Here is a 22,686-nt window from a genome sequence, read left to right on the forward strand (position 1 = left end):
CATTGTGTGGGAGAAAGACCCTGAAATCTGCGTGGTTACTACCTCATAACCCGCCTCTACCACCCCGGGGGTATAACGCCTATATACCGGTATGGAGTAAGGCGTCACGCTCACTACGGCGATGGCCGCGTGCAAACAGGAACAGGCAGCCCGCGAACAGCAGAAACAGAATCATGAATACGGCGCTGCGAACCCCGACCCACTGGTTAACAGCCCCGAATAGCAGGGGCAAAAGGAACGCCACCGAGCAGGCACTCACCAACAGCATCCCTGCAGCGAAGGCGGCACCGTCGTGATTTTCCGCCACCATCATCCGCTGTATGGCTCCCATGGCGCACCCCAGAGCAATGCCCAACAACAAGACAAACACCCGCTCCAGATACAATGGGATTGCCAGCTTAACCTCGATGGTTTGCTCAACCCCCTGAATGAAGAGTGTCATGGGTGGGTAGGAAAGTATGAACAAAACGGTCAGACACACTGCCAGCGAACGGACAATCACCCGGGCGGTTCCGAACCGGTCTGACAAACCGCCGCCCGCAATCTGGGCCAGTGCCCCGGGGATGACAAACCAAAGAGCCAGCTTTGCACCACTTTCCACTGTGAGTACAAACCGGGATGACAGATAATCGGGTAGCCAGAGGGCCAGCGTGAAAAAGCTCCCGGCCACAACACCGAAATACAGGCACAGCTGCCACATCCGCAACGTGCGCAAACGCGACAGTAACTGCCCGACCGAGGTCGCTGCCGGAGGATCATCCATGGAGTTGACGTCGTCGGTCAGTAGCAGCAACAAGGCGAGAACGAGAAGAAGTACCGCGAGGTAGGCCAGCGGCACACCCTGCCAGTCGAATGCCTGATGAACCAACGGAACCAGGTAGTAGTTAAACCCGGCTCCGGTGACTCCGGCACCGAATATCCCCAGCACAAGGCCGATACGATCAGGCGGGCAATGCCTGGTTACAAATTGAAGGCCAGCACTGTAAAACCCTGCTGCCAGGCCAAGACCGGCCGAGGCCAGAAGATAACCGGCAAAAGACCGAACGGTCAGAATCAGCACCATGCACACTGCCAACCCACCAAGGCAGGCAATCATCACGCGCCTGGCGCCCAATCGCTGCGCCAACAGGCCGGCGGGTACGGCCAGACAAGCCCCTACCGCCATCGGCATGGCCAGCAACAAACCAAACTGCATGTCGCTCAGGTTCAGGGAGTTCCTGACATGCACACCGGCCACGGCAAACAACGTCCAGCACCCCGCAGCCACAACAAACCCGGCCAGGGCGAGCGGAAGTACAACCGCCAATGACGTCAGGTTATCCTCATCTTTATAGGATTCAGTATCCATGGCATTGCCCATCAATGGCCGGCTGACCTGATTGAAAGCTGACTTTCAGTGTCGTGTTTTGTCCCGCAAAGGGTCAAAGACTATGATGGGTGATCGACTATCGGGGTAAATGACTATCCTCAAGTAGGTATACTCGGGATCGGCCCTGAGTCAGAATAGCGTTATCCAAAAAACGGCCGCTGCACTGCACCCATGAAATCAAAAAGCCCCCTGGTTAACCGCATCGCCATTGTTGTTGGAGCCATCGTTCTTACGGCGGTGGTGAGCATGGGCGTGACATTGGCAGTTTCGAAAAGCATCGAAGGTAACGCCACCGCCATCAACCTGGCCGGCTCGCTGCGCATGGGAGCTTTCAGGTTACTGGCAAGTGCCGCTGACGATAGCCAGAGTGACGGACAGGACATCAGTGCCCAGATTGAAGCGTACGAGCAGCGGCTTGAGAACGCGATTTTCAGTCAGGCGATCCCCGAAGCCTCAGACCACCCGCTCGCTCAACAGTACGATAAGGTTCTTGCCACCTGGAACCAGGCTCTGCGCCCTGCTCTTGAGGCCCATGCCGTCAACGGTAGCCTGCCGGGCAGTCTGTTCACTGCTACCGAAAACTATGTGGTTACCGTGGACGAGCTGGTCAGCATGCTGGAGGCTCGCACCGAAGCCCGGATTGATCTACTGCACCTGATCCAGGTTATCAGCCTGGTGTTCTCCGTACTGATTATTATCGGACTGTTCCTTGATCTGAAGAGCCGGGTGCTGAGACCTCTCAGAAAACTGGTGGACATTGCGGTCGCGGTCGGCGAGAAAGATTTTACCCGCAAGGCGAACCTGGCGGGGTCTGACGAGCTTTCACGTCTCGGCACCGCCTTTGACCAGATGACCAGTGAGCTGGCACTCAGTTATCGCGAACTTGAGAAAGAGGCACGGGACAAAACCCGGGAACTGGAAAAGAGCCACGCAGCCCTGGAACTGCTTCACTCTGCAAGTCGTTCGCTGTTTGCCAGCCATGACTTGTGCAGTGGCGCGATCCCCATGCTTCAGGAACTGGAGCACCTGCTGGGCATCGGCCCCATACGACTGTTCCTCCATGACAAGAATTCCAGCGAGCCAGTGGAAGCCATTACCACCTCCACGAGCGAACGACCGTTCTATTGCAAGGATCATCATTGCGATGCCTGCCTGGTCACCCCGGAGGTGTTTGACGAGCTGCCATCGGAAGACAACGACGGCCGAAGATTGCTGCTGCCCATTCGTACCCCGGGACAATTACTGGGCACCCTGGAGGTTTGGTATCCCGCCCGACAAGGGCTTTCAGAAACGTCCCGGCGCCTGCTGGAAACCCTGAGTGACCAGCTCGCCACCGCCATCTTCCTGGAACGGCAAATCACTGAGGAACAACAGCTGACTCTGGCAGAAGAACGCACGGTTATTGCCCGGGAGCTGCATGATTCCCTGGCCCAGTCACTCTCCTACCTGAAAATGCAGGTGGCACGACTGCGCCGGCTGGATATTACCGGCGAACAGGAAACCCTGCACAGCAGCATTCTTGAAGAGCTGAGTACCGGGTTGAATAGCGCGTACCGACAATTGCGGGAGTTGCTGACCACGTTTCGCCTTAAGCTCGACACTCCTGATCTGGCTACCGCCCTCAAACAAACCGTTGATGAGTTTTCAGACCGGCTGGGACACCCCGTGAAGCTGGAATACAATCTGCCACCACACACCCTGTCGCCAAATGAAGAAATCCACACCTTGCAAATTGTCAGGGAAGGCCTTGCCAATGCCGTCAAGCACGCCGAGGCGACCCACATTGTCGTTCAGGTTCTCTTTGAATCTCCACGGGTACGAGTCAGAATACTGGACGACGGCAAGGGCCTGCCCGGAGGCGACCAGCCCATGCAGCACTATGGTCTGATCATCATGCAGGATCGCGCTCGAACGCTGGGTGGCAAGGTCAGCATACAAAATCGGGAGACTCGCGGTGTGGAAGTTTCATTGAGTTTCGTACCGAAAAGCCGACACCTGATAACATCCCAGGCATCAAACAGCTAAGATCAAGAAACAGAATCAGAGACAGAGAGAGAGTTCATGGCTGAAACACCCGCAAGCATCCTGCTCATTGATGACCATCCGCTGCTGCGTCAGGGCATCAAACAACTGATCGAAATGGAAGACGACATGCAGGTTGTCGGTGAAGCCAGCAACGCCACTGACGGCATTCGTCTGGCCACAGACCTTGAACCGGACCTGATTCTTATGGATCTGAACATGCCGGAAATTAACGGTATTGAAGCTCTGAAGACACTCAGGGAACAGAGCATCAGCTCCCGCATTGTCATGTTCACGGTATCCGATCACGAAGATGACGTGGTTGCGGCCCTGCGCGCTGGCGCCGACGGCTACCTGCTGAAGGACATGGAGCCGGAAGACATGATTCAGCGGCTGCATCAGGCAGCGGTTGGCAAAATGGTCATCAGCGACCGGCTTACAACCCTGCTGGCCGAGGCCCTGCGTTCACAGAAATCTCAGCCTTCCTCCCGGCCGGACTTCGACAGCCTGACGCCACGGGAAAAAGACATCCTGCGACTGATTGCCGAAGGCCTGTCCAACAAGATGATTGGCCGCAAGCTGGACATCAGTGATGGCACGGTGAAGGTGCACGTCAAGCACCTGCTGAAGAAACTGAACCTGCGCTCCCGCGTGGAAGTGGCCGTGTGGGCGGTGGAGGAAGGCCTGCACAAAGGCTGAGTTATATCAAATCATCGCAACATGGTTTCCATTACTCTGGGCGCGTCTGAAACCGCCCGGAGTACAACATGGCCTTCCCCCTCCCTTCCCTTTCAGCGCTGAAAAGCCCCCTTCTCGACCAATCCCTGGCGGTTCTCAGGGAGTGCATTCCCTCGCCATCCCCTGTGCTTGCAGCCATAGACCGCCGTACTCCGCTACCTTTCAAGCAGCTTGTCGCTGAGGCGCCCCTTAACCAACTATTTGCGGCCGCCATCATTGATGGAGAATTCGATGATTTCGAAGGGCGCCGAATCCGATTGGAAGCAACCGGCGGGCAACCTGGTATCACCATCGGCTTCTGGGCCGGTCGACTGCGCATTCTCGATGGCCCGGGTGAAGCCACTATTCGAGGCTCCCTGAGTGCATTCAAAACGCTGGCAGAGCGCCGGCAGGACCCGGATCAACTCTTCTTTCAGCGGCGACTGGTGATCGAAGGGGACACAGAGCTTGGTCTGGGACTGAAAAATCTGCTGGATAGCCTGGAGTGGGATTTCACTATCTGTCGCCTTCTACCCAGCTGAAACAGCCTCTTGATAACAATCAATTAAAATAAATCTATTGCGAGCGTCCGACATAGCGCTTTCCGCACCGGTCGGCCCGTTATGTCAAAAATCTGGATATTCGATACCAAAGCGCCAGAAAATTAGCCCAAAGGTACCATTTATCGACCAGTTTGATGAGTCCTACAGTGAATATGGCCGGAGACATCATCGGCCATAAACATTCATTACAAATACTGGAGATTACCATGAAGTGGACCGACCCGGATTTCAAAGACCTGAGACTGGGCTTTGAGGTAACAGCCTACGTTTACGTTCGCTGATCGTCCCACTCTGTTCCCGCAAGCAGTCCCTGCTGCGGGAACAGTTACCGAATGTGGCCCTTCAAACTGTGAGGCACCCATGGCTGACTCAAACAATCACAACAGCCTGTCCCGGTTCCGCATCGCCCCGGTGTTCATGTTCCGGTGGGAGGAATCCCAGCAGGCCCACGTGCTGATGTACCCCGAGGGCATCGTCAAACTGAACGCCACTGCCGGCGAGATCCTCACCCGCTGCAACGGGGAGAACACGGTGGACGACATCGTCCTCCAATTGTCCGAACTGTTCTGCGAACAACCCGAATTCATTGAACCTCGCGTTCACCAGTTTCTGGAGGTGTGCCATGGCAAAGGCTGGATCCAACCTCAATCTTGATGGTCGGGGCAACCCGGTATGGCTGCTTCTGGAGCTGACCTACAAGTGCCCTCTCAAGTGCGCATTCTGCAGCAACCCAACCGATCTTGACGCCCATGACGACGAGCTGACAACCGCCGAATGGAAAGCGGTGATCCATAATGCCCGCGAAATGGGCGCCATGCAGATCGGTTTCTCGGGTGGCGAGCCCACCTTACGCAAGGATCTGGAAGAACTGGTCGCCGAAGCCAACGACCTGGGGTATTACACCAACCTGATCACCTCCGGCATCGGCCTTACCCGTAAGCGGCTGGAGAACCTGAAAAAAGCCGGCCTTCGTCATATCCAGCTCGGGTTCCAGTCAAGCGATCCGAAAACGGCCCACTGGCTTGCCGGTGTTGACTGCTACGACAGGAAAATCAACATGGCGCGGGAGATTAAAGCGCTCAGTTTTCCGATGGTCCTGAACGTTCCAATCTCCAGTCTGAACATCCACCAGGTGCCGGACATCATCGATCTGGCCACCGACATCGGCGTTGAATACCTGGAACTGGCCAATGTGCAGTACTACAACTGGGCCCTGGTGAACCGGGACCAACTGATGCCCACCCGGGAAGCGCTGGAAACGGCCGAGGCCCAGGTTGCCGAGGCTCGCAGGAAGCTCGGTGACCGGATGACGATTTTCTTTGTCATCCCCGACTACTACGAAGGCCGGCCCAAGGCGTGCATGAATGGCTGGGGCAGTATCCACCTGACCATCGCTCCGGATGGCGTGGTGCTGCCCTGTTCGCAAGCGCGCTCCCTGCCCGGCCTCGACTTTCCCAATGTGCGCGATCATGACCTAGGCTGGATCTGGCACAAGTCCGAGAGTTTCAACCTGTATCGGGGAGACAGCTGGATGAAGGAGCCCTGCCGCAGCTGCTCCGAGAAAGAGCAGGATTTCGGCGGCTGCCGCTGCCAAGCCATGCTGCTGACCGGCGACGCCGCCAATGCGGATCCTGCCTGCAGCAAGTCGCCCCATCACCACATCGTCCAGGATGCCGTGACCAAAGCACTTGCCACAAAGCAGGATCACGACAAGCTGATCGCCCGCGATGTGGGCTGGGTACCAACGGAGGTGTGAGATGAGCTGGACATTGATGGACATCGCCCTGCGCTGGCTCCACATCGTGTTTGCGTTGATCTGGATCGGCCATAACTACGCCAATGTGGTCAAGACCCCGAGGTTCGTTCCCTTGCGTATTGATCCTGATGAGGGGAGCGAACGCTCCTCCGACCTGACCCGACGTATGCGCCAGGAACACGGTACCTTCCGGTATGCATCCCTGGTAGTGCTGGCCTCTGGTGCCCTGATGCTCTGGCACCGTGGCATTCTTGATGACGCCCTGATGCTTCAGGGCCACCATGCGGTAATCGGTATCGGGGCCTGGATCGGTATCATCATGGCGCTGAATCTCTGGTTCGTGCTCTGGCCACATCAGAAGAAAGTACTGGGTTTTGTGCCGGCACCGGCCGCAGAGCGCATCCGCTGTTCACGAATCACATTTTTATCATCCCGGACCAACACCATTCTCTCTTTCCCGCTGATTTTCTTTATGGCGGCCGGAAGCCATGGGCTGGCGCTGTTCTGATGGGCTGCACGGGACAAACCTATAACTTCGCCGCGGGGCCCGCCACCTTGCCGCCAGAGGTACTGGAGCGGGCGCGGGCAAGCCTGGTCGACTGGCAGGGACTGGGGTATTCGCTACTGGAAGCCCCATTCACCGGCGATGAGTTCAAGGCTTTAGTGGACACCACCCGGCATCAGGTCAAGGCGACACTGGCGGTGCCCGACCACTATCAGGTGGTGTTTCTGCAAGGAGGTGCATCAGCCCAGTTCTCACTGGTTCCCTTGAATCTACTGCCGCCAACGGCTACCGCCGGCTATGTTGAGACTGGCCACTGGTCGGCAAGGGCAATTGAGGAGGGGCGCCGGTATGGCCGTATTCAAGTGGTCGCCAGCACTCGGGGCAGCGGGTTTGACCGTGTACCAACGAGTTCTGAATGGGCACTGGATGAAAACCTACACTATTGCCACATAACGCCCAACGAGACTGCAAATGGGGTTCAGTTTCCCGGAGACCCGGATTGCGGTGACACTCCGCTGATTGCGGATATGACGTCAGAATTTCTGTCACGCCCCGTTGAAATCGAACGCTATGGCATGATCTACGCCGGTGCCCAGAAGAACCTGGGCCCCACCGGACTGGTTATCGCTATCATCCGGGAGGATTTATTGGGACAGGCTCGACCGGAAACCCCGACGGTATTCAACTATCAGGCACAGATTGAACGCCAGAATCGAATTAACACACCCCTGATGTTCGGCATTTACCTGGTCCACCTGATGCTTGACTGGCTGGAAGAACAGGGTGGCGTCAAGGCTATCCAGACCCGCAATATTGCCCAGAGCCAGACGATCTATCGCATCATCGACCAAGACGACTTCTTTTACTGCCCGGTGACCCCAGAGTACCGCTCCATCATGAACGTGTGTTTTGGCATCAGGGATCAACGGCAACAGCAACGGTTCCTTTCCGAGGCTCACGCATCGGGGCTGGCCAACCTGGCCGGGCACAGCCACGCCGGAGGGCTCCGTGCCAGCCTCTATAACGCCCAGCCAGACGCCGCAGTGGCCGCCCTGGCCTCCTTCATGAACCAGTTCCGCCAGCGCCATGGGTAGCCTTGTTACCAACCCCACCAATGCCCGGGAACGGGCTTTCCTGAGGGCCTGCAACCATGCCCGCAACCCCCTGCCCGACTGGAAACGTCTGGCGCAGCACGCATCCCCCATCAACTGCATGGGGCTGGCATTCCCCAATCGCCTGGGCATTGCCGCGGGATTTGATCGTTCCGGAGAACTGGGCCGAAGTGCCGGCAACCTGGGATTTGGTGCCATTGAACTGGGCAGCTGGACGCGCGAGAACTGGCCGAACGACCTGCCTGCCCACCACCCCGATGTATTACTGGATACCCGGCTGGGAGTCCGACTGGCGGCAACAGCCCCCGTATCGCCAGAGCAGGAAACCGGGCAACTCATTCATCTGCTAGAAAAGGCCTGGCTTACGGCGGATTACCTGACCATGGCTCCTGGCTGGCTCCAGCAGCCAGTTCCCTTCCGGCAGCTCCACGCCAACCTGCTCCGATTGCGGGAAGCCCAGCAGGCACTGGAAAGAAGAACCCGGAAATTCCGCCCCATTGTTTACAAGCTGCAGGTGAAACCGGGGAATGAAGATGTCTGCAACCTTGTGCCCTACCTCTCCTGCCAGAACGTCGATGGCATCCTGATCAGCTTTGATTTTGGCAAACCGGTCACCAATGTCCGTTACCGCCAATGGCAGGCCCCTGAACTCCAGGCCGTCACCTGCCGTGCCATCGAGGCCTGCCAACGCCATCTCAAAGGGGCATCAGCGTTACTGACCAACGGCGGTGTGCTTTCGCGACAGGACTACCTGGACCGGCTCAATGCCGGTGCGGAATTGGTACAGCTGCATAATGCACTGGTATTTGAGGGGCCTGACATTGGCTGGAAACTCACCCTGTGACCCGAACCGCTCATGCAACTGACCGAAGGGATGAAATACCAGCCCGAAGATGCGGCATTCCGATGAGTGCCGGCCTGGCAGGAAGCCACTGACGCATGAAAAGGATTAAGCGACCGGCTTTTCTTCCTTGAGGCCCAGTTTCCGGAGTATCACCATGGCCGGGCACCATTTGGTGAAGGCGGACTGGATCAGGTTAACGGCTATGAAGCCGGTAAAGAAAAGCCAGTAGGGACTTACATAGTGGGCCAGCAGAATGGATACCAGCGTGAGCACACCAGCCATCAGGCGAAGACCTTCATTGATTGTCACCTCGCCACCCCCTTTTTTCGTCAAATATGGCTATATCATTGACGCATATACCTCACCCTGCCATGACCTGAATCATATTTACCCGCAAGAGTTCAAATGAATGACGCTCAGGTTGCAAACTCGCACTCCAGCAACCAGAATAAAGTAATTAATTACTTTCTTCTGTGAGGCACCGATGGCAACCACCCCAGAGCCCGGGAAACGGGCCTACCAAAGCACCGAGCAACGCCAGTCCGCTACTATTGAGGCTGTGGTGCATCTGTGCGGAGAGCAGGACCCATCCAGCCTGACCACCGCCCGCATTGCTCAAAAGGTGGGAGTGTCTCAAGGAGCTCTTTTCAAGCACTTCCCCAACAAGAGCAGCCTGTGGGAGTCAGTAGCTGGCTGGGTAGCCGGCCAACTGGCAGAGCGGGTCTTCAGTGTTGCAGACCAGCACGAAGAGGCAGACAAAGCCCTGGAAGCCATGTTTCTGGCACATATCGGTTTTATTGCCCGCCATCCGGGCATCCCCAGACTGATGCTCGGAGAGTTGCAGAAACCCGGCAACCAACCCGCCAAGCGCATCATCCGCCAGACCCTGGCCTTCTACCGCCAGAAAGTCATTTCGCTACTGCAACGGGGCATTGAACAACAATGCATCAGCCCGTCCATCGACACCGAAGCCGCCGCAGTGCTCTATATCGGAGCCATCCAGGGCCTGGTGGTACAGGCCATGGTGGGTGGTGACATTGCCTCTATCGAGCAGTCGGCGCCCCGCATTTTCAAACTGTTCAGCGCCAGCTTCCGGGAGACCACCCATGACCGGGAAGAATAAACTTACCCTTGCCCTGGCGCTGATCGCCGGCATTGCCTTTGTGACAGTGATGGTGAAACTGAAGCAGCCACCAGAGCGCGCAACGGAAGAGGTAACTGCAACTCCGGCAAGAATCCTGGAAGTCACCCCTCTCACTGTCCGCACCGAAGCCCGTGGTTATGGCCAGGTTTTACCAGCCCGGAGCTGGAAGGCTGTGGCCAACGTGGGCGGCCGCATCACCTGGAAGCATCCGGATCTGGAGAGCGGCAACCTGATCCCTGCAGGCACCCACCTGCTGCAGATCGACCCGACCCGTTATCAACTGGCCGAGGCCTCGGCCAGAGCGGATATCGCCGGCCTCGAAGCGGAACTGCGGCAACTGGATCAGGAACAGCAGAATACGCGGGAGCTACTGGCACTGGAAAACCGCCGGCTGGCCCTGGCCCAGCGGGAACTGGAACGGGCCAAGACCCTGGTGAATCGTGGAGCCCTGTCGGAAACCCGGCTTGATGAACAACAGCGGGCCACCCTGCAGCAACAGCAGGCGGTGCAGTCCCTGAAAAACCAGCTCAATCTGATTCCCGTGCGCAAAGATACCCTGAACGCCCGCCTGGCCCGCAGTGAATCCGCTCTGGCCAGCGCCCGGGAGGACCTGGAAGATACCCGGTTCGAAGCTCCCTGGGATTTGCGGGTTCACCAATCCGACATCGAAACCGGCCAACAGGTGAACCCCGGCCAGACCCTGTTTGTGGCAGACGATATCACCGCAGCGGAAGCCACCGTGCAGTTGAAGATATCCGAGCTTCGCAACGTGCTGTTCCAGTTACCGGGTGTTCCTGAGCTGGCAGGTAGCAACCGGGCTGCCCAGGGCTTTACCGACTTTCACAAGCAACTGCCTCTGGATTCACTGACTGTGTGGGTGCAGCCTACCGGCGCACCCGACAGTCACTGGCCCGGCAAGCTGACCCGCGTGACCGGCAGTCTCGATCCAGCCACCCGCACCGTTCAGGCAGTCATCACAGTGGAAGAGCCATACCGGGATGCCAACCCACCGGCCCGGCCACCGCTGGTACGAAACATGTTTGTTCAGGCGACGATCACTGTACCGACGCCCGAGCCGGTGCTGGTGGTGCCAGCCAGCGCCATTCACCAGGGTGAGGTGTATCTGGCCGACGGCGATGACCGCCTGCAACGACAACCGGTCACCCTGGCCTGGCAACAGGGTGAGCTTGCTGTGGTCAGCAGCGGACTGGAACCTGGAAACCGGTTGATACTGGACGACCTGATTCCCGCCATTGAGGGCATGCTACTGAGCCCCCGGGCCGATGAACAGAGCCGTCAGTGGCTGGAGAAAAGGGCCGCAGGAGACCAGCCATGATCCGCTGGTTTGCCGGCCACCCTACCGCGGGCAACCTGCTGCTTATTCTGATTCTGGCGATGGGTCTGTTTGCCGCACCCAACCTGAACCGGGAAACATTCCCGGACTATCTGCCGCCGGAAGTCAGTATTACCGTGGAATACCGGGGTGCCACCGCAGCGGATGTGGAAGAAGCCATTTGCCAGCGCCTGGGTGAAGCATTGCAGCGTGTGGACTACATGGAGGAAATCTCCTGCATCGCGCGGGACAATCAGGCCCAGGCCATTGCCAGTATGGCGCCCCGGGGCGATATGGGCCGATTTCTGGATGATATCCGCACCGAAATCGAAGCCCTGACCGACCTGCCCGAGGAAGCCGAAGACCCGATTATCCGCGAGCTCTACCGCACCAGCCTGGTAGCTGCCATCGCGGTTTACGGGCCCATGAGCTTTTCCCACCTGGAGGCATACACCAGCGAACTGGAAGACCGGCTTTTCGCCATGGATGGCGTGGCTGATGTCATTCCCGTTGGCCTGTCCCAGCGCCAATGGCACATTGAGGTCTCCCGGGATCGGCTGCGTCAGTACGGCCTGGGGGTGCGCGACATTGCCCGCGCCATCTCCAGCCAGAACCTGAACATGCCGCTGGGCAACATTGAGACTGATAGCCAGGACATCCAGCTGCGGTTTGTGGATGAACGGCGCTCACTGCAAGCCCTGGCCAAGATCCCCATTATCGGCGGCGAAGCCGGTGCGGTGCTCACCCTGGGCGACCTCGCCACCATTACCGAAACCCATGAACGGGAAGAGGAACGGGTCGAATTCAACGGCCAGCGGGCGATTATTCTGGAGATCCACAAGAACCGGCACGACGATGCCTTGCGGGTAATGGATTCACTACAAGCCTTTGTTGATGAAGAAAAGGCCCGCCGTGGTGGCACTGTGGAACTGGAGATTACCCAGGACATGACCTCCATCGTGCGGGACCGCTTGCAGATGCTGGTGGGCAATGGCATCACCGGCTTGCTTCTGGTGGGCCTGGTGATGGCCCTGTTCTTCCGCCCCCGCCTTGCATTCTGGGCGCTGTTCGGCCTGCCCTCTGCCTTTGCCGGTGCCTTTTTGGTGATGGCTCTCACCGGGCTGTCCCTGAACATGATCACCCTGGTGGCGCTGCTCATGGCCATCGGTATCGTCATGGACGACTCGGTGGTGATCACCGACAACATCGCCCAGAATTCAACCCGGGGTTGCAGCCCGCTGGAAGCTGCTGTCAAAGGCACGCAGCAAATCCTGCCCGGGGTGCTGTCGTCGTTTCTGACCACGGTTTCCGTGTTCATCCCGCTGGCATTCCTTTCGGGGGAATTGGGGGCGGTGCTGGAGGTCCTGCCGGTGGTTCTGATTGCCGCCCTGGCGGCCTCACTGATCGAAGCATTCTGGATACTGCCCCACCACCTAAAAAGTGGCCTGGACAAAAAGCACGAGCAAGCGCCTTCCCGCTTCCGCACTGCGTTCGACAACGGCTTTGAAACGGTTCGTGAAAAAGTCGGGCAACTGGCGGACAAAGCTATCCATTTCCGCTATATGGTATTGGCGGCCATGCTACTGATAATCCTTGGCTCTGTAGGGCTGATGGCCGGCGGCCAGGTGCGTATGGAAGCCATGCCGGAGATTGAGGGCGATGTGCTGGAAGCGCGGGTACTGATGCCCCAGGGCACGCCCCTTCACCAGACGCGGGCCATTACCGACCGCATCAGTTCGGCCATGCGCAGCCTCAATGAGGAATACACTCCGGCACAGCCCGACCAGGAGGCTCTGGTACAAAACATTCAGACTCGCTTCAACGAGCACGCCGGCGCTGGCGAGAAAGGTGCCCATGTGGCAACCGTCATGGCCGATTTGCTGACCGCAGAGCGGCGCACCGTGGATCTGGCCACCCTGACCGACCGCTGGTACCAGGAAATTGGCGAAATTCCGGGGTTGATTGCCCTGAGCATCCAGGAACCCGGTTTCGGTCCGGCCGGCATTCCCATCGAAATCCGCCTGCAGGGCGCCGATCTGGACCAACTAAAAGCCGCGGCCCGTTTTCTGGGCGAGGACATCGCCAGCTATAAGGGCACGTTCAACGTGCTGGATGATCTCCGTCCCGGCAAGCCACAGCGGATTCTGGCCCTGAAAGACAGCGCCCTTTCCCTTGGCCTGAATGCCACCGAAGTCGCCAGCCAGATTCGCACCGGCCTGCTGGGCGATATCGTGGATACAGTCCAGGTCGGCGACCAGCACATTGAGATCCTGGTACGCCAGGCCAGCGCTGAACGCAACACCCGTCAGTTCCTGAAAGATACCGTAATCACCACAGATCAGGGCCAGATGGTTCCGTTGCAGGAAGTGGCCACCATCACCGAGAAACGGCAATGGTCACAGGTTACCCACATTGACGGCCTGCGCACTGTCACCGTGTCGGCCGATGTAAACGGACGAAAAGCCAATGCCGATGCCATTGTCACTGACCTGCAGGAGCGGACATTTCCGGAGCTTCGTGATCGATGGCCAGAAATCAGTCTGCAGGTGGAAGGCCAGACCGCCCGCTCGCAGGAAACCGGCCAGTCCATCGCCCGTGGGCTGTTGATCGGCCTGCTGGGGATCTTCCTGATCCTGTCGTTCCAGTTCCGCAGCTACCTGGAGCCGGTCATTGTCATGCTGGCGATTCCGGTGGCCTTTATGGGAGCTGTCTGGGGCCACCTGCTCATGGGCTATAACCTGTCCATGCCCTCACTGATCGGCGCGGCTTCTCTGGCGGGTATTGTGGTTAACAACGCCATTTTGCTGGTGCAGTTCATCAAGAGCTACCGGCAACAGGGCATGAGTGCCGGGGCAGCCGCCGGTGCTGCCAGCCGGGCCCGCTTCCGGGCCATCCTGATCACCACCAGCACCACCGTGGCCGGCCTGTTGCCCCTGCTGGCTGAAACCAGCACCCAGGCCATGGCGGTTATTCCACTGGTGATATCCGTGGTATTCGGCCTGCTGGTATCCACCGTTGTGATACTGGTGGCGCTGCCGGCACTGTACGCGGTTCTTGACGATCTTGGCTGGGCCCGGGACGTACAGCCTTGAATCAGAGATCAATCAGATCCATGCCTGGCTTGCCATACCAGTACCCGTTACAGGGAGGTGCTTCGACAAGCGCCAGAGGATCGGTACGCGGCGTCTCACCACGGCGCACCCGATCGAAGCGTTTGACCACTTCATCCATACCGCGATGCTCCGGGCTCAGGCGTACGACAGCCCCCCCATGCGCTCCATCTCCGGTATTTCCCGCATCAGGTCGTATCGGGCGCCTGAAAGGGTAGAAATACCGTTCAGGCGGAATAGCTGCTGGGACTCCCGGGAACGCAGTTCCATACCGTCCGGGTGCTCCAGGCAGCGAAACTCGCAGTTGTCTTTGGGCAGATTGTAATGGCGTGCGGTAAAACAACGGGAGGACCAGGCCAAAGGCAGAAAGCCCCAGGCGAACACTTCTGCAGGTAAGTCCAGGCCTTCCTCTTTCAAGCCATTGATGAGTTTTTCCAGGGTTTCCTTCCCCAACTCTACCGGCAGATTCCAGCCCTTCAGACCCTGCTTCGCCAGTACCTTGAGTGTGGCCACATTGTAGATGTTCATCGATGGGCCGGTAACAAATGGAATCCCGTTGCGGATCGCCACCTGCATGGCGCTCTGGTCATTGGCTTCCACCATGAACTCGTTCTGATCGCAGATTCGCCGCAAGCGGCGAAGGTCGGCCTCGGACTCAATCAGAGTCTGGGTAGAAAGCACGACCTCTTTACCACAGGTTTTCAGATCGCGGGCCAGATCGAACCAGTCATCGGGTTTCAGTTCCCGCCGCCGTGAGCACACGGCTTCTCCCAGGTAGATGGTATCCACCGGCCACTCGGCGGCCTTGCCGTAGAAATCGAAAACCGTCTGTTTGGACCAGAACCACAGAATCGGCCCAAGTGAGAGTTTCATCATACCGAGTTAAACCTTATTTCCACTTGCGGTGGTAGGCGCCCAGGGTGGTCAGGCCGCCTTCGGAGAGGCTGGAGAGCGTGTTCCGCCAGCTGGATTCGACCGTGAAGTCATCCTCAGTTACGTCCAGGTGATCCAGAGCCTGTCGCCAGGTGCGCGCCACATCCGCAATGTAGGCGGGGCTACGCTGACGGCCCTCAATTTTCACGGCACTGATACCCAGCGACTTCAGCTCCGGCAGCAGGTCCATTGTGTTCAGACTGACCGGCTCCTCTATGGCGTGGTACACATTACCCTCGACCTCAAAACGGCCCTTGCAGAGGGTCGGGTAGCCAGCGGGTTCGCCATCGCCATAGCGATCAATCAACACATCATTGAGTCGTGACTCCAGTCCCTGGGCCGTTTCCTCCCAACGCACAGCCTTGGCCGGCGAGCAGGCGCCGCGAGTATTGGGGGATTCATCCGTCAGGTAGGACGACAGATAACAACGGCCTTCGGCCATAATGCACAGGCTGCCGAAGGCGAAGACTTCCAGCTCCACAGGGCTGTGCTTTGCCACGCCCCGGACCTGGTCCAGCGACAACACTCGTGGCAGGACCGCCCGACGGATATCGAAGGTATCCTTATAGAACGTCAGGGCTTCGTAGCTTGTGGCAGAGCCCTGCACAGAAAGGTGCCGGGGGATATGGGGATATTTGTTGGCGGCATAATCCAGCAGGCCCATATCGGCCAGAATGATGGCATCCACGCCAAGGCCGGCTGCGCGATCCACTGCCGATTTCCACTGTTCCCAGCCATCGGGCTGCGGGTAGGTGTTGATCGCACAGAACACCCGGCTGCCTTTGGCGTGGGCATACTCAATGCCCTCACCAGCGCGCTTATCATTGAAGTTCAGCCCCGCAAACTGGCGGGCATTGGTGCTGTCGCGGAAGCCGAAATAGACGGCATCGGCACCATTGTCCACGGCGGTTTTCAGGGCCGGCAGACTACCGGCCGGGCAGACGAGTTCCATATCCATCTCCACTGATCTGGTTATGGCAACACTACCCTTAATCTGTGCCGACCGCCTTGATCATTATCAGCGGCACAGGCTCGTCAGATAATCCGCGAGAACCGCTGGCTGGCACCTTCCTTACGGTACAGATCAAAAATCTGGCAGATGGCGCGAATCAGCAAGCGGCCGGCGGGCTGAACCTGAAGAGCAATATCATCATCAGCAATCAGCTCATCCTGCACCATGGGCTGCAGGCGATCGAGTTCGTCGGCAAAATAGTGGTCCAGATCTTCCTGCCATACTTCAGCGAACTGCTGACGATCCAGACGGAACTGACAAATCAGCTGACCAATGACCCAGCGGCGAATACGGTCGTCCCGTGTCAGATTCACACCTTTGGTAATCGCCAGGTAGCCGGCATCGATAGCGGCTTCCCAGGACGGCAGGTCGTGGTTGTTCTGGAAATAGGCGTCGTCGGTCTGGCCGATGGCGGATACACCCAGCGACACAAGGTCGCAATCAGAATGGGTCGTGTAACCCTGAAAATTCCGGTGCAGACGTCCTTCCCGCTGGGCCACCGCCAGGCTGTCATCCGGCTTGGCAAAGTGGTCCATGCCGATGTATTCGTAACCGGCCTCCAGCAATCGATTGATGGTGTTGTGGAGGATGGTCAGCTTCTGCTGGGGCGTCGGCAGAGTATCCGACAGAATCCGTGTCTGCGGGTAGAATCGGTCCGGGAGGTGGGCGTAACTGAACACTGAGAGCCGGTCCGGCGACATCTCGATGACGGCTTCCAGGGTTTCTGCGAAGCTCTCCGGTGTCTGGTGTGGCAAGCCGTAGATCAGGTCCAGATTAATGGAGCGGAAACCAATACGTCGGGCTTCGTTCAACACAGCTTCGGTCATGTCACGGGGCTGGATGCGGTTTACGGCTTTCTGCACCTTGGGATTCACATCCTGAACTCCGAGACTGATGCGGTTGAAGCCCAACTGCCATAAAGTGGACAGGGTATCCTGATCCACTTCGCGCGGATCGATCTCTACGCTGTAGTCGCGATCGTCACCCGCCTGCAGGTTGAACAGTTCACCATAACCCGCCATCAAATGCTCCATGACATCGTTCGGCAGGAAGGTGGGGGTGCCGCCGCCCCAGTGCAGTTGCTTCACTGGTCGGTCCGCGCCGAAAAGCCGGGCCTGGATCGCGGCTTCCTTCAGCACTCTTTCCACGTACGGAATGGCCTTGTGGCGCTGTTTGGTGATCACCTTGTTGCAGGCACAGTAGTAGCAAAGGTGGGCGCAGAATGGCAGATGAGTGTACAGGGACAGAGGCCGGCCAGTGGCCTTACTTCGTGCCGCAGCCTTTTCCATGTCTTCCACCGGGTAGCTCTGGTTGAATTCCACAGCTGTCGGATAGGACGTGTAGCGCGGACCACTCAGATCGTAACGCCTGATCAGCGCTTCATCCCAGATGAATTCCGGAAGGGTGGATTCGTTGGATAAAAGTGCGGGAGTGGAAACCATAGCAGAAACTCTGAACGTCATAATGGGGGCAAGTCGGCAACAGTCGCCATTTTATGGCAACCTGGCCGATGACCACTTGATATGGGTCAGCTTACCGATACCCGGATTTTATCAATCTCCCACCTGAACCACTCTTGTGCTGTTGGCGTATTTCACACTACCTCTTTATGAGGATCACCTGATGTAGACTGCCCGGCGGGTGGAGAGGGCCCTGCCGAAATACGCTGTGAATACATCCCTGTACGCTCGGGCTCCGCCATCCATGGCTCCGCACGATTTCGGCAGGGCCCTCTCCACCCGCCTAACTATGCACCAACACCTGAATCCTGGAGCACGGTCCAAACATGCCAAACCTCATTCTGATTCTCGGCGACCAACTGACCACCGACATCAGCGCCCTCGAAAACGCTGACCGGAAACGGGACAGGATCGTGATGGCAGAGGTCCATGACGAGGCCAGCTACACCAACCACCACAAGAAAAAACTGGTTCTGCTGTTCAGCGCCATGCGGCACTTTGCACAGCGGCTTGAGGCGGAAGGCTGGCAGGTTCACTACCAGACCTACCACCCCGATAACGAGGCCCGGAGTCTGGAGGCGGTTGTCGCCGCTCAGCTCAGGGAGACCGGCGTGGATCGGGTGATCACCACCGAATGCGGCGAGTGGCGGCTGCACGAGCAGATCGGTCGGTGGCGTGAACGGCTGGGAGTGCCGGTGGAGATTCGTCCGGATACCCGGTTTATCGCCAGCAAGCAGGAATTCTCAGAATGGGCAAAAGATCGCAAACAGATTCGAATGGAGTTCTTCTATCGGGAAATGCGGCGAAAAACCGGATTGTTGATGACGCCTGACGGCAAACCCGAGGGTGGGCAGTGGAATTTTGATGCGGATAACCGGCGCAAATGGGCCGGCAAACCGCCGGCTCCCGTACCCTTCCGTGTGGAACCCGACGAGGTAACACAGGCGGTGATAGATCTGGTCGACGAGCATTTCACCGATCATTTTGGCACCACGGAGGGCTTCCACTTTGCCGTGACGCCGGAGGATGCGGAGCAGGCCCTGGACCACTTTATCGATTTTGCCCTGCCCTGTTTCGGCGATTTTCAGGACGCCATGTCCGACAATGAGGACTGGCTGTTTCACTCCATTCTTTCTCCGTATATCAACTGCGGTCTGCTTGACCCGTTAGCCGTGTGCGAAGCCGCTGCCCGGGCCTGGCATGCCGGGCGGGCGCCGATTAATGCGGTGGAGGGATTTATCCGGCAGATTCTGGGGTGGCGGGAGTTTGTGCGGGGGATCTACTGGCTGAATATGCCGGGGTACGCCAGGGAAAACCGGCTCGGCAATACCCGCGCCCTGCCCTGGTTCTTCTGGACGGGCGACACAAAGATGCGATGCATGCACAAAGCCATTGATGCCACTCGCCGCAACGCCTACGCCCACCATATCCAGCGGCTGATGGTCACCGGTAATTTCGCGCTGCTGGCCGGCGTCAGACCGGAGGAGATCTGTGACTGGTACCTGGCGGTGTACGCCGATGCCTATGACTGGGTCGAGCTACCTAACGTGCTCGGCATGGTAATGCACGCTGACGGCGGCTACCTGGGCTCGAAACCCTACGCCGCCAGCGGCAAATACATCCAGCGGATGTCGGACCATTGCAGCAACTGCCACTACAACGTGAACAAGGCCACCGAAGAGGATGCCTGCCCTTTCAATGCTCTGTACTGGGATTTTATCGACCGTCATCGGGACAACTTTGCCAACAATCCTCGCATGGGCATGATGTACCGGAACTGGGACAAGCAGAAACCGGAGAGGCGGGAGGCGTTGCTCCACCGTGCCAACACATTACTGGCACGACTGGAGCAACTGTGAACCAGCAGCCCTGCCGGCTTTACTGCGGACGAATGCGTTTCTCACTTTCCGGGTCGAAGAATACAACCTTACGCATGTCGAACATCAGGTCGGCCTCCTCGCCCCAGTTCACCGGGTGCTCTGCATCCAGCCGGCACTGCACATCGGTATCATTGAGGCGGATAACAGCGAGCACGTCCGGTCCGGTCGGCTCGGTGACTTCTACCCTGAACCGGCCACTGGTCACCATCGGATGATCCCTCTTCTGATCGTCCGGCTGACTTATGTGCTCCGGGCGTATGCCAAGCACAACCCGCTTACCGGCCCAGCCTTCCAGATAAGCCGGCACCGGCAGGTCCAGTGTGCGGCCATCGCTACCTTCAACCGTAACTGACAAGCCAGTCTCGGTCCTCTCGATCGCTACTTCAATAAAGCTCATGGACGGCGAGCCCATAAAGCTCGCCACAAACAGGTTCTCCGGGGTGTCGTAAACCTCCTTTGGTGTACCCAACTGCTGCAACTCACCATCCTTGAGCACGGCGATCCGGTCCGCCAGGGTCATGGCTTCTATCTGGTCATGGGTGACGTACACAATGGTGGTTCTCAACCGCTGGTGCAGTTTCTTGATCTCGGTGCGCATCTCCACCCGCAGTTTGGCATCCAGGTTGGAAAGCGGTTCGTCGAACAGGTAGATCTTCGGCCGTCTGGCCAATGCCCGCCCCATGGCCACCCGCTGCTGCTGACCACCGGAAAGCCGGGCAGGTTTTTTATCCAGCAGTGCGGAAATCTGCAGCAGGTCGGCGACACGCTCCACCTCCTGCCGGATCTCCTCTTTTGGCATACCACGAATCTTCAGGCCAAAGGCGATGTTCTCGCGCACCGACATGGTGGGATAGAGCGCGTAGGACTGGAACACCATGGCGATATCCCGATCCTTCGGCTCCATGGTCGATATGTCCTTGCCATTGACCACTATCGACCCACCGGTAATGGATTCCAGGCCGGCAATGCTGTTCATCAGTGTGGATTTGCCACAGCCCGATGGCCCGACCAGGGTCAGGAATTCGCCGGATGCGATGTCAATGTTGATGCCCTTGAGGGTCTCGTCCAGGGCCCCTGTATAGGTCTTGCGGATATCCCGCAGTTCAAGTTGTGACATTGTTGTTTTACCCCTTAACCGAGCCGGCCGTCAGGCCGCGTATAAAGTACTTGCCTGCCACGATGTACACCACCAACGTTGGCAGTGCGGCGATCATGGCGGCCGCCATATCCACGTTGTATTCCTTCACCCCGGTGCTGGTGTTCACCAGATTGTTCAAGGCCACCGTTATGGGCTGGCTGTCGCCGCTGGCGAATACCACGCCGAACAGGAAGTCGTTCCAGATCTGGGTGAACTGCCAGATCAGCGACACCATGAAAATGGGTGTGGACATGGGTAGCAGGATGCGGAAGAAAATGGTGAAAAATCCGGCACCATCCAGCCGGGCGGCCTTCACCAGGGCATCGGGTATGGCCACGTAATAGTTACGGAAAAACAGCGTGGTGAATGCCACCCCGTAGATCACGTGGACCAGCACCAGACCTGCCGTGGTGTTGGCCAGGCCCAACTTGCCCAGGGTGGCCGCCATGGGCAGCAGGACGACCTGGAATGGCACAAAGCAGCCAAACAGCAGCATGCCAAACATCAGGTCTGAGCCCTTGAACTTCCACTTGGACAACACGTAACCATTGAAGGCGCCCAACAGCGTGGAAATCAGTACCGCTGGTACCGTCATCTTGAACGAGTTCCAGAAGTAGCCACTCACCCCGTTGCATTGCACGCCGGTGCAGGCCTCGGACCAGGCCTTGGTCCAGCCCACGACCGTCCAGTCAGTCGGCAGGGCCAGCAGGTTGCCGGTACGGATATCCATGGGTGTCTTGAAGCTGGTGATCAACATAACGATCAGTGGAATCAGGTACACCAGGCACGCCAGTAGCAGTACCCCGTAGATGGCGATACGGCTGGGGCGAAAGCCGGTACGAATCACGTCAGTCATGGCGCTTCTCCCTCAGTTCGGAATACAGGTAAGGCACCAGCAGCGCGAGAATGGCGCCCAGCATCAGCATGGCGCTGGCAGAGCCCAGGCCCATCTGGCCGCGGGTAAAGGTGTGGGCGTACATGAATACCGCAGGCAGGTCGGTGGAATAGCCCGGGCCACCCGCCGTCATGGCCATCACCAGGTCGAAACTCTTGATGGCAATGTGGGCCAGCACCATCACCGAGCTGAAGAACACCGGCCGTAGGGAGGGAAGGATAATTTTCCAGTAGATGACCGGCAGGCTGGCACCATCCACCCGTGCGGCGCGAATGATGGACGAATCAACGCCCCGCAGGCCCGCCAGGAACAGGGCCATGACAAATCCGGAAGCCTGCCATACCGCCGCCATCACAATGGTGTAAATGGCAAAGTCGGAATTCACCAGCCAGTCAAAGCTGAAGGAGGTCCATCCCCAGTCGTGCATCAGCTTTTCCAGCCCCAGGCGCGGGTTCAGAATCCAGCGCCAGACCGTGCCGGTCACAATCATCGACAGCGCCATGGGGTAAAGATAGATGGTGCGGATGGCGCCTTCCTGGCGGATGCGCTGGTCCAGGAAAATGGCCAGCACCACACCAATCAGCAGGCAGATGCCGATGAACAGCCCGCCAAAGATGGCGAGATTCCGGGACGCGACCAGCCAGCGCTCGCTCTCCATCAGCTTGGCGTACTGCGCAAGGCCGACGAAATCGTAACTGGGCAGGAAGCTGGAATTGGTGAACGACAGCACACCCGTCCACAGCATGTAGCCATAGATACCGATACCAATCAGGATGAACGTTGGCGCCACCACCAGCTTGGGTAGCCAGCGCTGCAGGCCGTCCATCAGGCCAGACGGCGCCCTGGCCACCCCGGCAGGGCGACTTTGAGTGTGTTCCATGAGAAATCCTCCG

At 58.2% G+C, this 22,686-nt stretch carries 20 protein-coding genes and 1 pseudogene; 13 read left to right on the forward strand and 8 right to left on the reverse strand.

Annotation, left to right across the window (positions count from 1 at the left end):
- Positions 1-79: 79 nt before the first annotated feature.
- Positions 80-1,348 carry an MFS transporter gene (locus tag EHN06_RS16350; RefSeq protein ID WP_127333587.1) on the reverse strand — a complete coding sequence of 423 codons (1,269 nt, stop codon included), beginning with the start codon at positions 1,346-1,348 and terminating at the stop codon, positions 80-82.
- Positions 1,349-1,540: 192 nt separating this feature from the next.
- On the opposite strand from EHN06_RS16350, the gene EHN06_RS16355 reads away from it, so the two are divergent.
- The 9 genes from EHN06_RS16355 (at position 1,541) to EHN06_RS16395 (ending at position 8,888) form a co-directional block, all read left to right on the forward strand.
- A complete protein-coding gene (locus EHN06_RS16355; protein ID WP_127333588.1) occupies positions 1,541-3,394 on the forward strand; it encodes a histidine kinase in 1,854 nt (617 codons plus the stop codon).
- A gap of 36 nt (positions 3,395-3,430) precedes the next feature.
- Positions 3,431-4,090 (forward strand): two-component system response regulator NarL, encoded by a 660-nt coding sequence (narL, locus tag EHN06_RS16360; RefSeq protein WP_127333589.1) that lies wholly within the window; start codon positions 3,431-3,433, stop codon positions 4,088-4,090.
- A 68-nt stretch (positions 4,091-4,158) separates the two neighbouring features.
- Positions 4,159-4,650, forward strand: a complete 492-nt coding sequence (gene ubiT, locus EHN06_RS16365) for a ubiquinone anaerobic biosynthesis accessory factor UbiT (protein ID WP_127333590.1) — start codon at positions 4,159-4,161, stop codon at positions 4,648-4,650.
- 227 nt (positions 4,651-4,877) lie between these two features.
- The gene (pqqA, locus tag EHN06_RS21795; protein ID WP_099617646.1) at positions 4,878-4,952 is read left to right on the forward strand and encodes a pyrroloquinoline quinone precursor peptide PqqA; all 75 of its coding nucleotides are present in this window, start codon (positions 4,878-4,880) and stop codon (positions 4,950-4,952) included.
- Between the two features lie 79 nt (positions 4,953-5,031).
- Entirely contained in the window at positions 5,032-5,325 is a 294-nt protein-coding gene (gene pqqD, locus EHN06_RS16375; RefSeq protein WP_127333591.1) for a pyrroloquinoline quinone biosynthesis peptide chaperone PqqD, read from the forward strand.
- Positions 5,294-6,427, forward strand: coding sequence for a pyrroloquinoline quinone biosynthesis protein PqqE (pqqE, locus tag EHN06_RS16380; RefSeq protein WP_127333592.1), 1,134 nt, complete (start codon positions 5,294-5,296; stop codon positions 6,425-6,427). Before pqqD ends, pqqE begins: the two co-directional genes overlap by 32 nt.
- A gap of 1 nt (position 6,428) precedes the next feature.
- Complete coding sequence (locus tag EHN06_RS16385) at positions 6,429-6,935, forward strand: urate hydroxylase PuuD (RefSeq protein ID WP_127333593.1); 507 nt, start codon at positions 6,429-6,431, stop codon at positions 6,933-6,935.
- On the forward strand, positions 6,935-8,026 hold the full coding sequence (gene serC / locus EHN06_RS16390; protein ID WP_127333594.1) for a 3-phosphoserine/phosphohydroxythreonine transaminase: 1,092 nt from the start codon (positions 6,935-6,937) through the stop codon (positions 8,024-8,026). The genes EHN06_RS16385 and serC overlap by 1 nt, the downstream gene beginning before the upstream one ends.
- Positions 8,019-8,888, forward strand: a complete 870-nt coding sequence (locus EHN06_RS16395; RefSeq protein WP_127333595.1) for a phosphoserine aminotransferase — start codon at positions 8,019-8,021, stop codon at positions 8,886-8,888. Before serC ends, EHN06_RS16395 begins: the two co-directional genes overlap by 8 nt.
- Before the next feature lie 105 nt (positions 8,889-8,993).
- Here the strand turns inward: EHN06_RS16395 and EHN06_RS16400 are convergent, their stop codons facing one another.
- Positions 8,994-9,197 carry a DUF2892 domain-containing protein gene (locus tag EHN06_RS16400; RefSeq protein ID WP_127333596.1) on the reverse strand — a complete coding sequence of 68 codons (204 nt, stop codon included), beginning with the start codon at positions 9,195-9,197 and terminating at the stop codon, positions 8,994-8,996.
- Between the two features lie 175 nt (positions 9,198-9,372).
- Here EHN06_RS16400 and EHN06_RS16405 point away from each other — a divergent pair, with 175 nt between their 5' ends.
- From EHN06_RS16405 to EHN06_RS16415, 3 genes are read left to right on the forward strand one after another with little or no spacing between them, the layout of a single operon-like run.
- The gene (locus tag EHN06_RS16405; protein WP_127333597.1) at positions 9,373-10,011 is read left to right on the forward strand and encodes a TetR/AcrR family transcriptional regulator; all 639 of its coding nucleotides are present in this window, start codon (positions 9,373-9,375) and stop codon (positions 10,009-10,011) included.
- On the forward strand, positions 9,995-11,368 hold the full coding sequence (locus tag EHN06_RS16410; RefSeq protein WP_127333598.1) for an efflux RND transporter periplasmic adaptor subunit: 1,374 nt from the start codon (positions 9,995-9,997) through the stop codon (positions 11,366-11,368). The genes EHN06_RS16405 and EHN06_RS16410 overlap by 17 nt, the downstream gene beginning before the upstream one ends.
- Positions 11,365-14,457, forward strand: a complete 3,093-nt coding sequence (locus tag EHN06_RS16415) for an efflux RND transporter permease subunit (protein ID WP_127333599.1) — start codon at positions 11,365-11,367, stop codon at positions 14,455-14,457. Before EHN06_RS16410 ends, EHN06_RS16415 begins: the two co-directional genes overlap by 4 nt.
- A gap of 1 nt (position 14,458) precedes the next feature.
- Here the strand turns inward: EHN06_RS16415 and EHN06_RS16420 are convergent.
- The 3 genes and pseudogenes from EHN06_RS16420 to hemN form a co-directional block, all read right to left on the reverse strand.
- A pseudogene (locus tag EHN06_RS16420) lies at positions 14,459-15,351 on the reverse strand (U32 family peptidase).
- A gap of 13 nt (positions 15,352-15,364) precedes the next feature.
- The gene (gene ubiU, locus EHN06_RS16425) at positions 15,365-16,360 is read right to left on the reverse strand and encodes a ubiquinone anaerobic biosynthesis protein UbiU (protein WP_127333600.1); all 996 of its coding nucleotides are present in this window, start codon (positions 16,358-16,360) and stop codon (positions 15,365-15,367) included.
- An 83-nt stretch (positions 16,361-16,443) separates the two neighbouring features.
- Entirely contained in the window at positions 16,444-17,862 is a 1,419-nt protein-coding gene (gene hemN / locus EHN06_RS16430; RefSeq protein ID WP_127333601.1) for an oxygen-independent coproporphyrinogen III oxidase, read from the reverse strand.
- Positions 17,863-18,206: 344 nt separating this feature from the next.
- On the opposite strand from hemN, the gene EHN06_RS16435 reads away from it, so the two are divergent.
- Entirely contained in the window at positions 18,207-19,739 is a 1,533-nt protein-coding gene (locus EHN06_RS16435; RefSeq protein WP_127333602.1) for a cryptochrome/photolyase family protein, read from the forward strand.
- A gap of 19 nt (positions 19,740-19,758) precedes the next feature.
- On the opposite strand, the gene EHN06_RS16440 is transcribed toward EHN06_RS16435, so the two are convergent.
- From EHN06_RS16440 to EHN06_RS16450, 3 genes are read right to left on the reverse strand one after another with little or no spacing between them, the layout of a single operon-like run.
- Positions 19,759-20,877, reverse strand: a complete 1,119-nt coding sequence (locus EHN06_RS16440; RefSeq protein ID WP_127333603.1) for an ABC transporter ATP-binding protein — start codon at positions 20,875-20,877, stop codon at positions 19,759-19,761.
- A gap of 7 nt (positions 20,878-20,884) precedes the next feature.
- Positions 20,885-21,754, reverse strand: a complete 870-nt coding sequence (locus tag EHN06_RS16445) for a carbohydrate ABC transporter permease (protein WP_127333604.1) — start codon at positions 21,752-21,754, stop codon at positions 20,885-20,887.
- Positions 21,747-22,673, reverse strand: a complete 927-nt coding sequence (locus EHN06_RS16450; protein WP_127333605.1) for a carbohydrate ABC transporter permease — start codon at positions 22,671-22,673, stop codon at positions 21,747-21,749. The genes EHN06_RS16445 and EHN06_RS16450 overlap by 8 nt, the downstream gene beginning before the upstream one ends.
- Positions 22,674-22,686: the final 13 nt, after the last annotated feature.

Source organism: Marinobacter sp. NP-4(2019), from assembly GCF_003994855.1.
Lineage (GTDB): Bacteria > Pseudomonadota > Gammaproteobacteria > Pseudomonadales > Oleiphilaceae > Marinobacter.

Bases quoted from the DNA above. Each gene is read 5' to 3' on its own strand.
- EHN06_RS16350 (WP_127333587.1), bottom strand. From the start codon at position 1,348: ATGGATACTGAATCCTATAAAGATGAGGATAACCTGACGTCATTGGCG.
- EHN06_RS16355 (WP_127333588.1), top strand. From the start codon at position 1,541: ATGAAATCAAAAAGCCCCCTGGTTAACCGCATCGCCATTGTTGTTGGA.
- narL (WP_127333589.1), top strand. From the start codon at position 3,431: ATGGCTGAAACACCCGCAAGCATCCTGCTCATTGATGACCATCCGCTG.
- ubiT (WP_127333590.1), top strand. From the start codon at position 4,159: ATGGCCTTCCCCCTCCCTTCCCTTTCAGCGCTGAAAAGCCCCCTTCTC.
- pqqD (WP_127333591.1), top strand. From the start codon at position 5,032: ATGGCTGACTCAAACAATCACAACAGCCTGTCCCGGTTCCGCATCGCC.
- pqqE (WP_127333592.1), top strand. From the start codon at position 5,294: ATGGCAAAGGCTGGATCCAACCTCAATCTTGATGGTCGGGGCAACCCG.
- EHN06_RS16385 (WP_127333593.1), top strand. From the start codon at position 6,429: ATGAGCTGGACATTGATGGACATCGCCCTGCGCTGGCTCCACATCGTG.
- serC (WP_127333594.1), top strand. From the start codon at position 6,935: ATGGGCTGCACGGGACAAACCTATAACTTCGCCGCGGGGCCCGCCACC.
- EHN06_RS16395 (WP_127333595.1), top strand. From the start codon at position 8,019: ATGGGTAGCCTTGTTACCAACCCCACCAATGCCCGGGAACGGGCTTTC.
- EHN06_RS16405 (WP_127333597.1), top strand. From the start codon at position 9,373: ATGGCAACCACCCCAGAGCCCGGGAAACGGGCCTACCAAAGCACCGAG.
- EHN06_RS16410 (WP_127333598.1), top strand. From the start codon at position 9,995: ATGACCGGGAAGAATAAACTTACCCTTGCCCTGGCGCTGATCGCCGGC.
- EHN06_RS16415 (WP_127333599.1), top strand. From the start codon at position 11,365: ATGATCCGCTGGTTTGCCGGCCACCCTACCGCGGGCAACCTGCTGCTT.
- ubiU (WP_127333600.1), bottom strand. From the start codon at position 16,360: ATGGAACTCGTCTGCCCGGCCGGTAGTCTGCCGGCCCTGAAAACCGCC.
- hemN (WP_127333601.1), bottom strand. From the start codon at position 17,862: ATGGTTTCCACTCCCGCACTTTTATCCAACGAATCCACCCTTCCGGAA.
- EHN06_RS16435 (WP_127333602.1), top strand. From the start codon at position 18,207: ATGCCAAACCTCATTCTGATTCTCGGCGACCAACTGACCACCGACATC.
- EHN06_RS16440 (WP_127333603.1), bottom strand. From the start codon at position 20,877: ATGTCACAACTTGAACTGCGGGATATCCGCAAGACCTATACAGGGGCC.
- EHN06_RS16445 (WP_127333604.1), bottom strand. From the start codon at position 21,754: ATGACTGACGTGATTCGTACCGGCTTTCGCCCCAGCCGTATCGCCATC.
- EHN06_RS16450 (WP_127333605.1), bottom strand. From the start codon at position 22,673: ATGGAACACACTCAAAGTCGCCCTGCCGGGGTGGCCAGGGCGCCGTCT.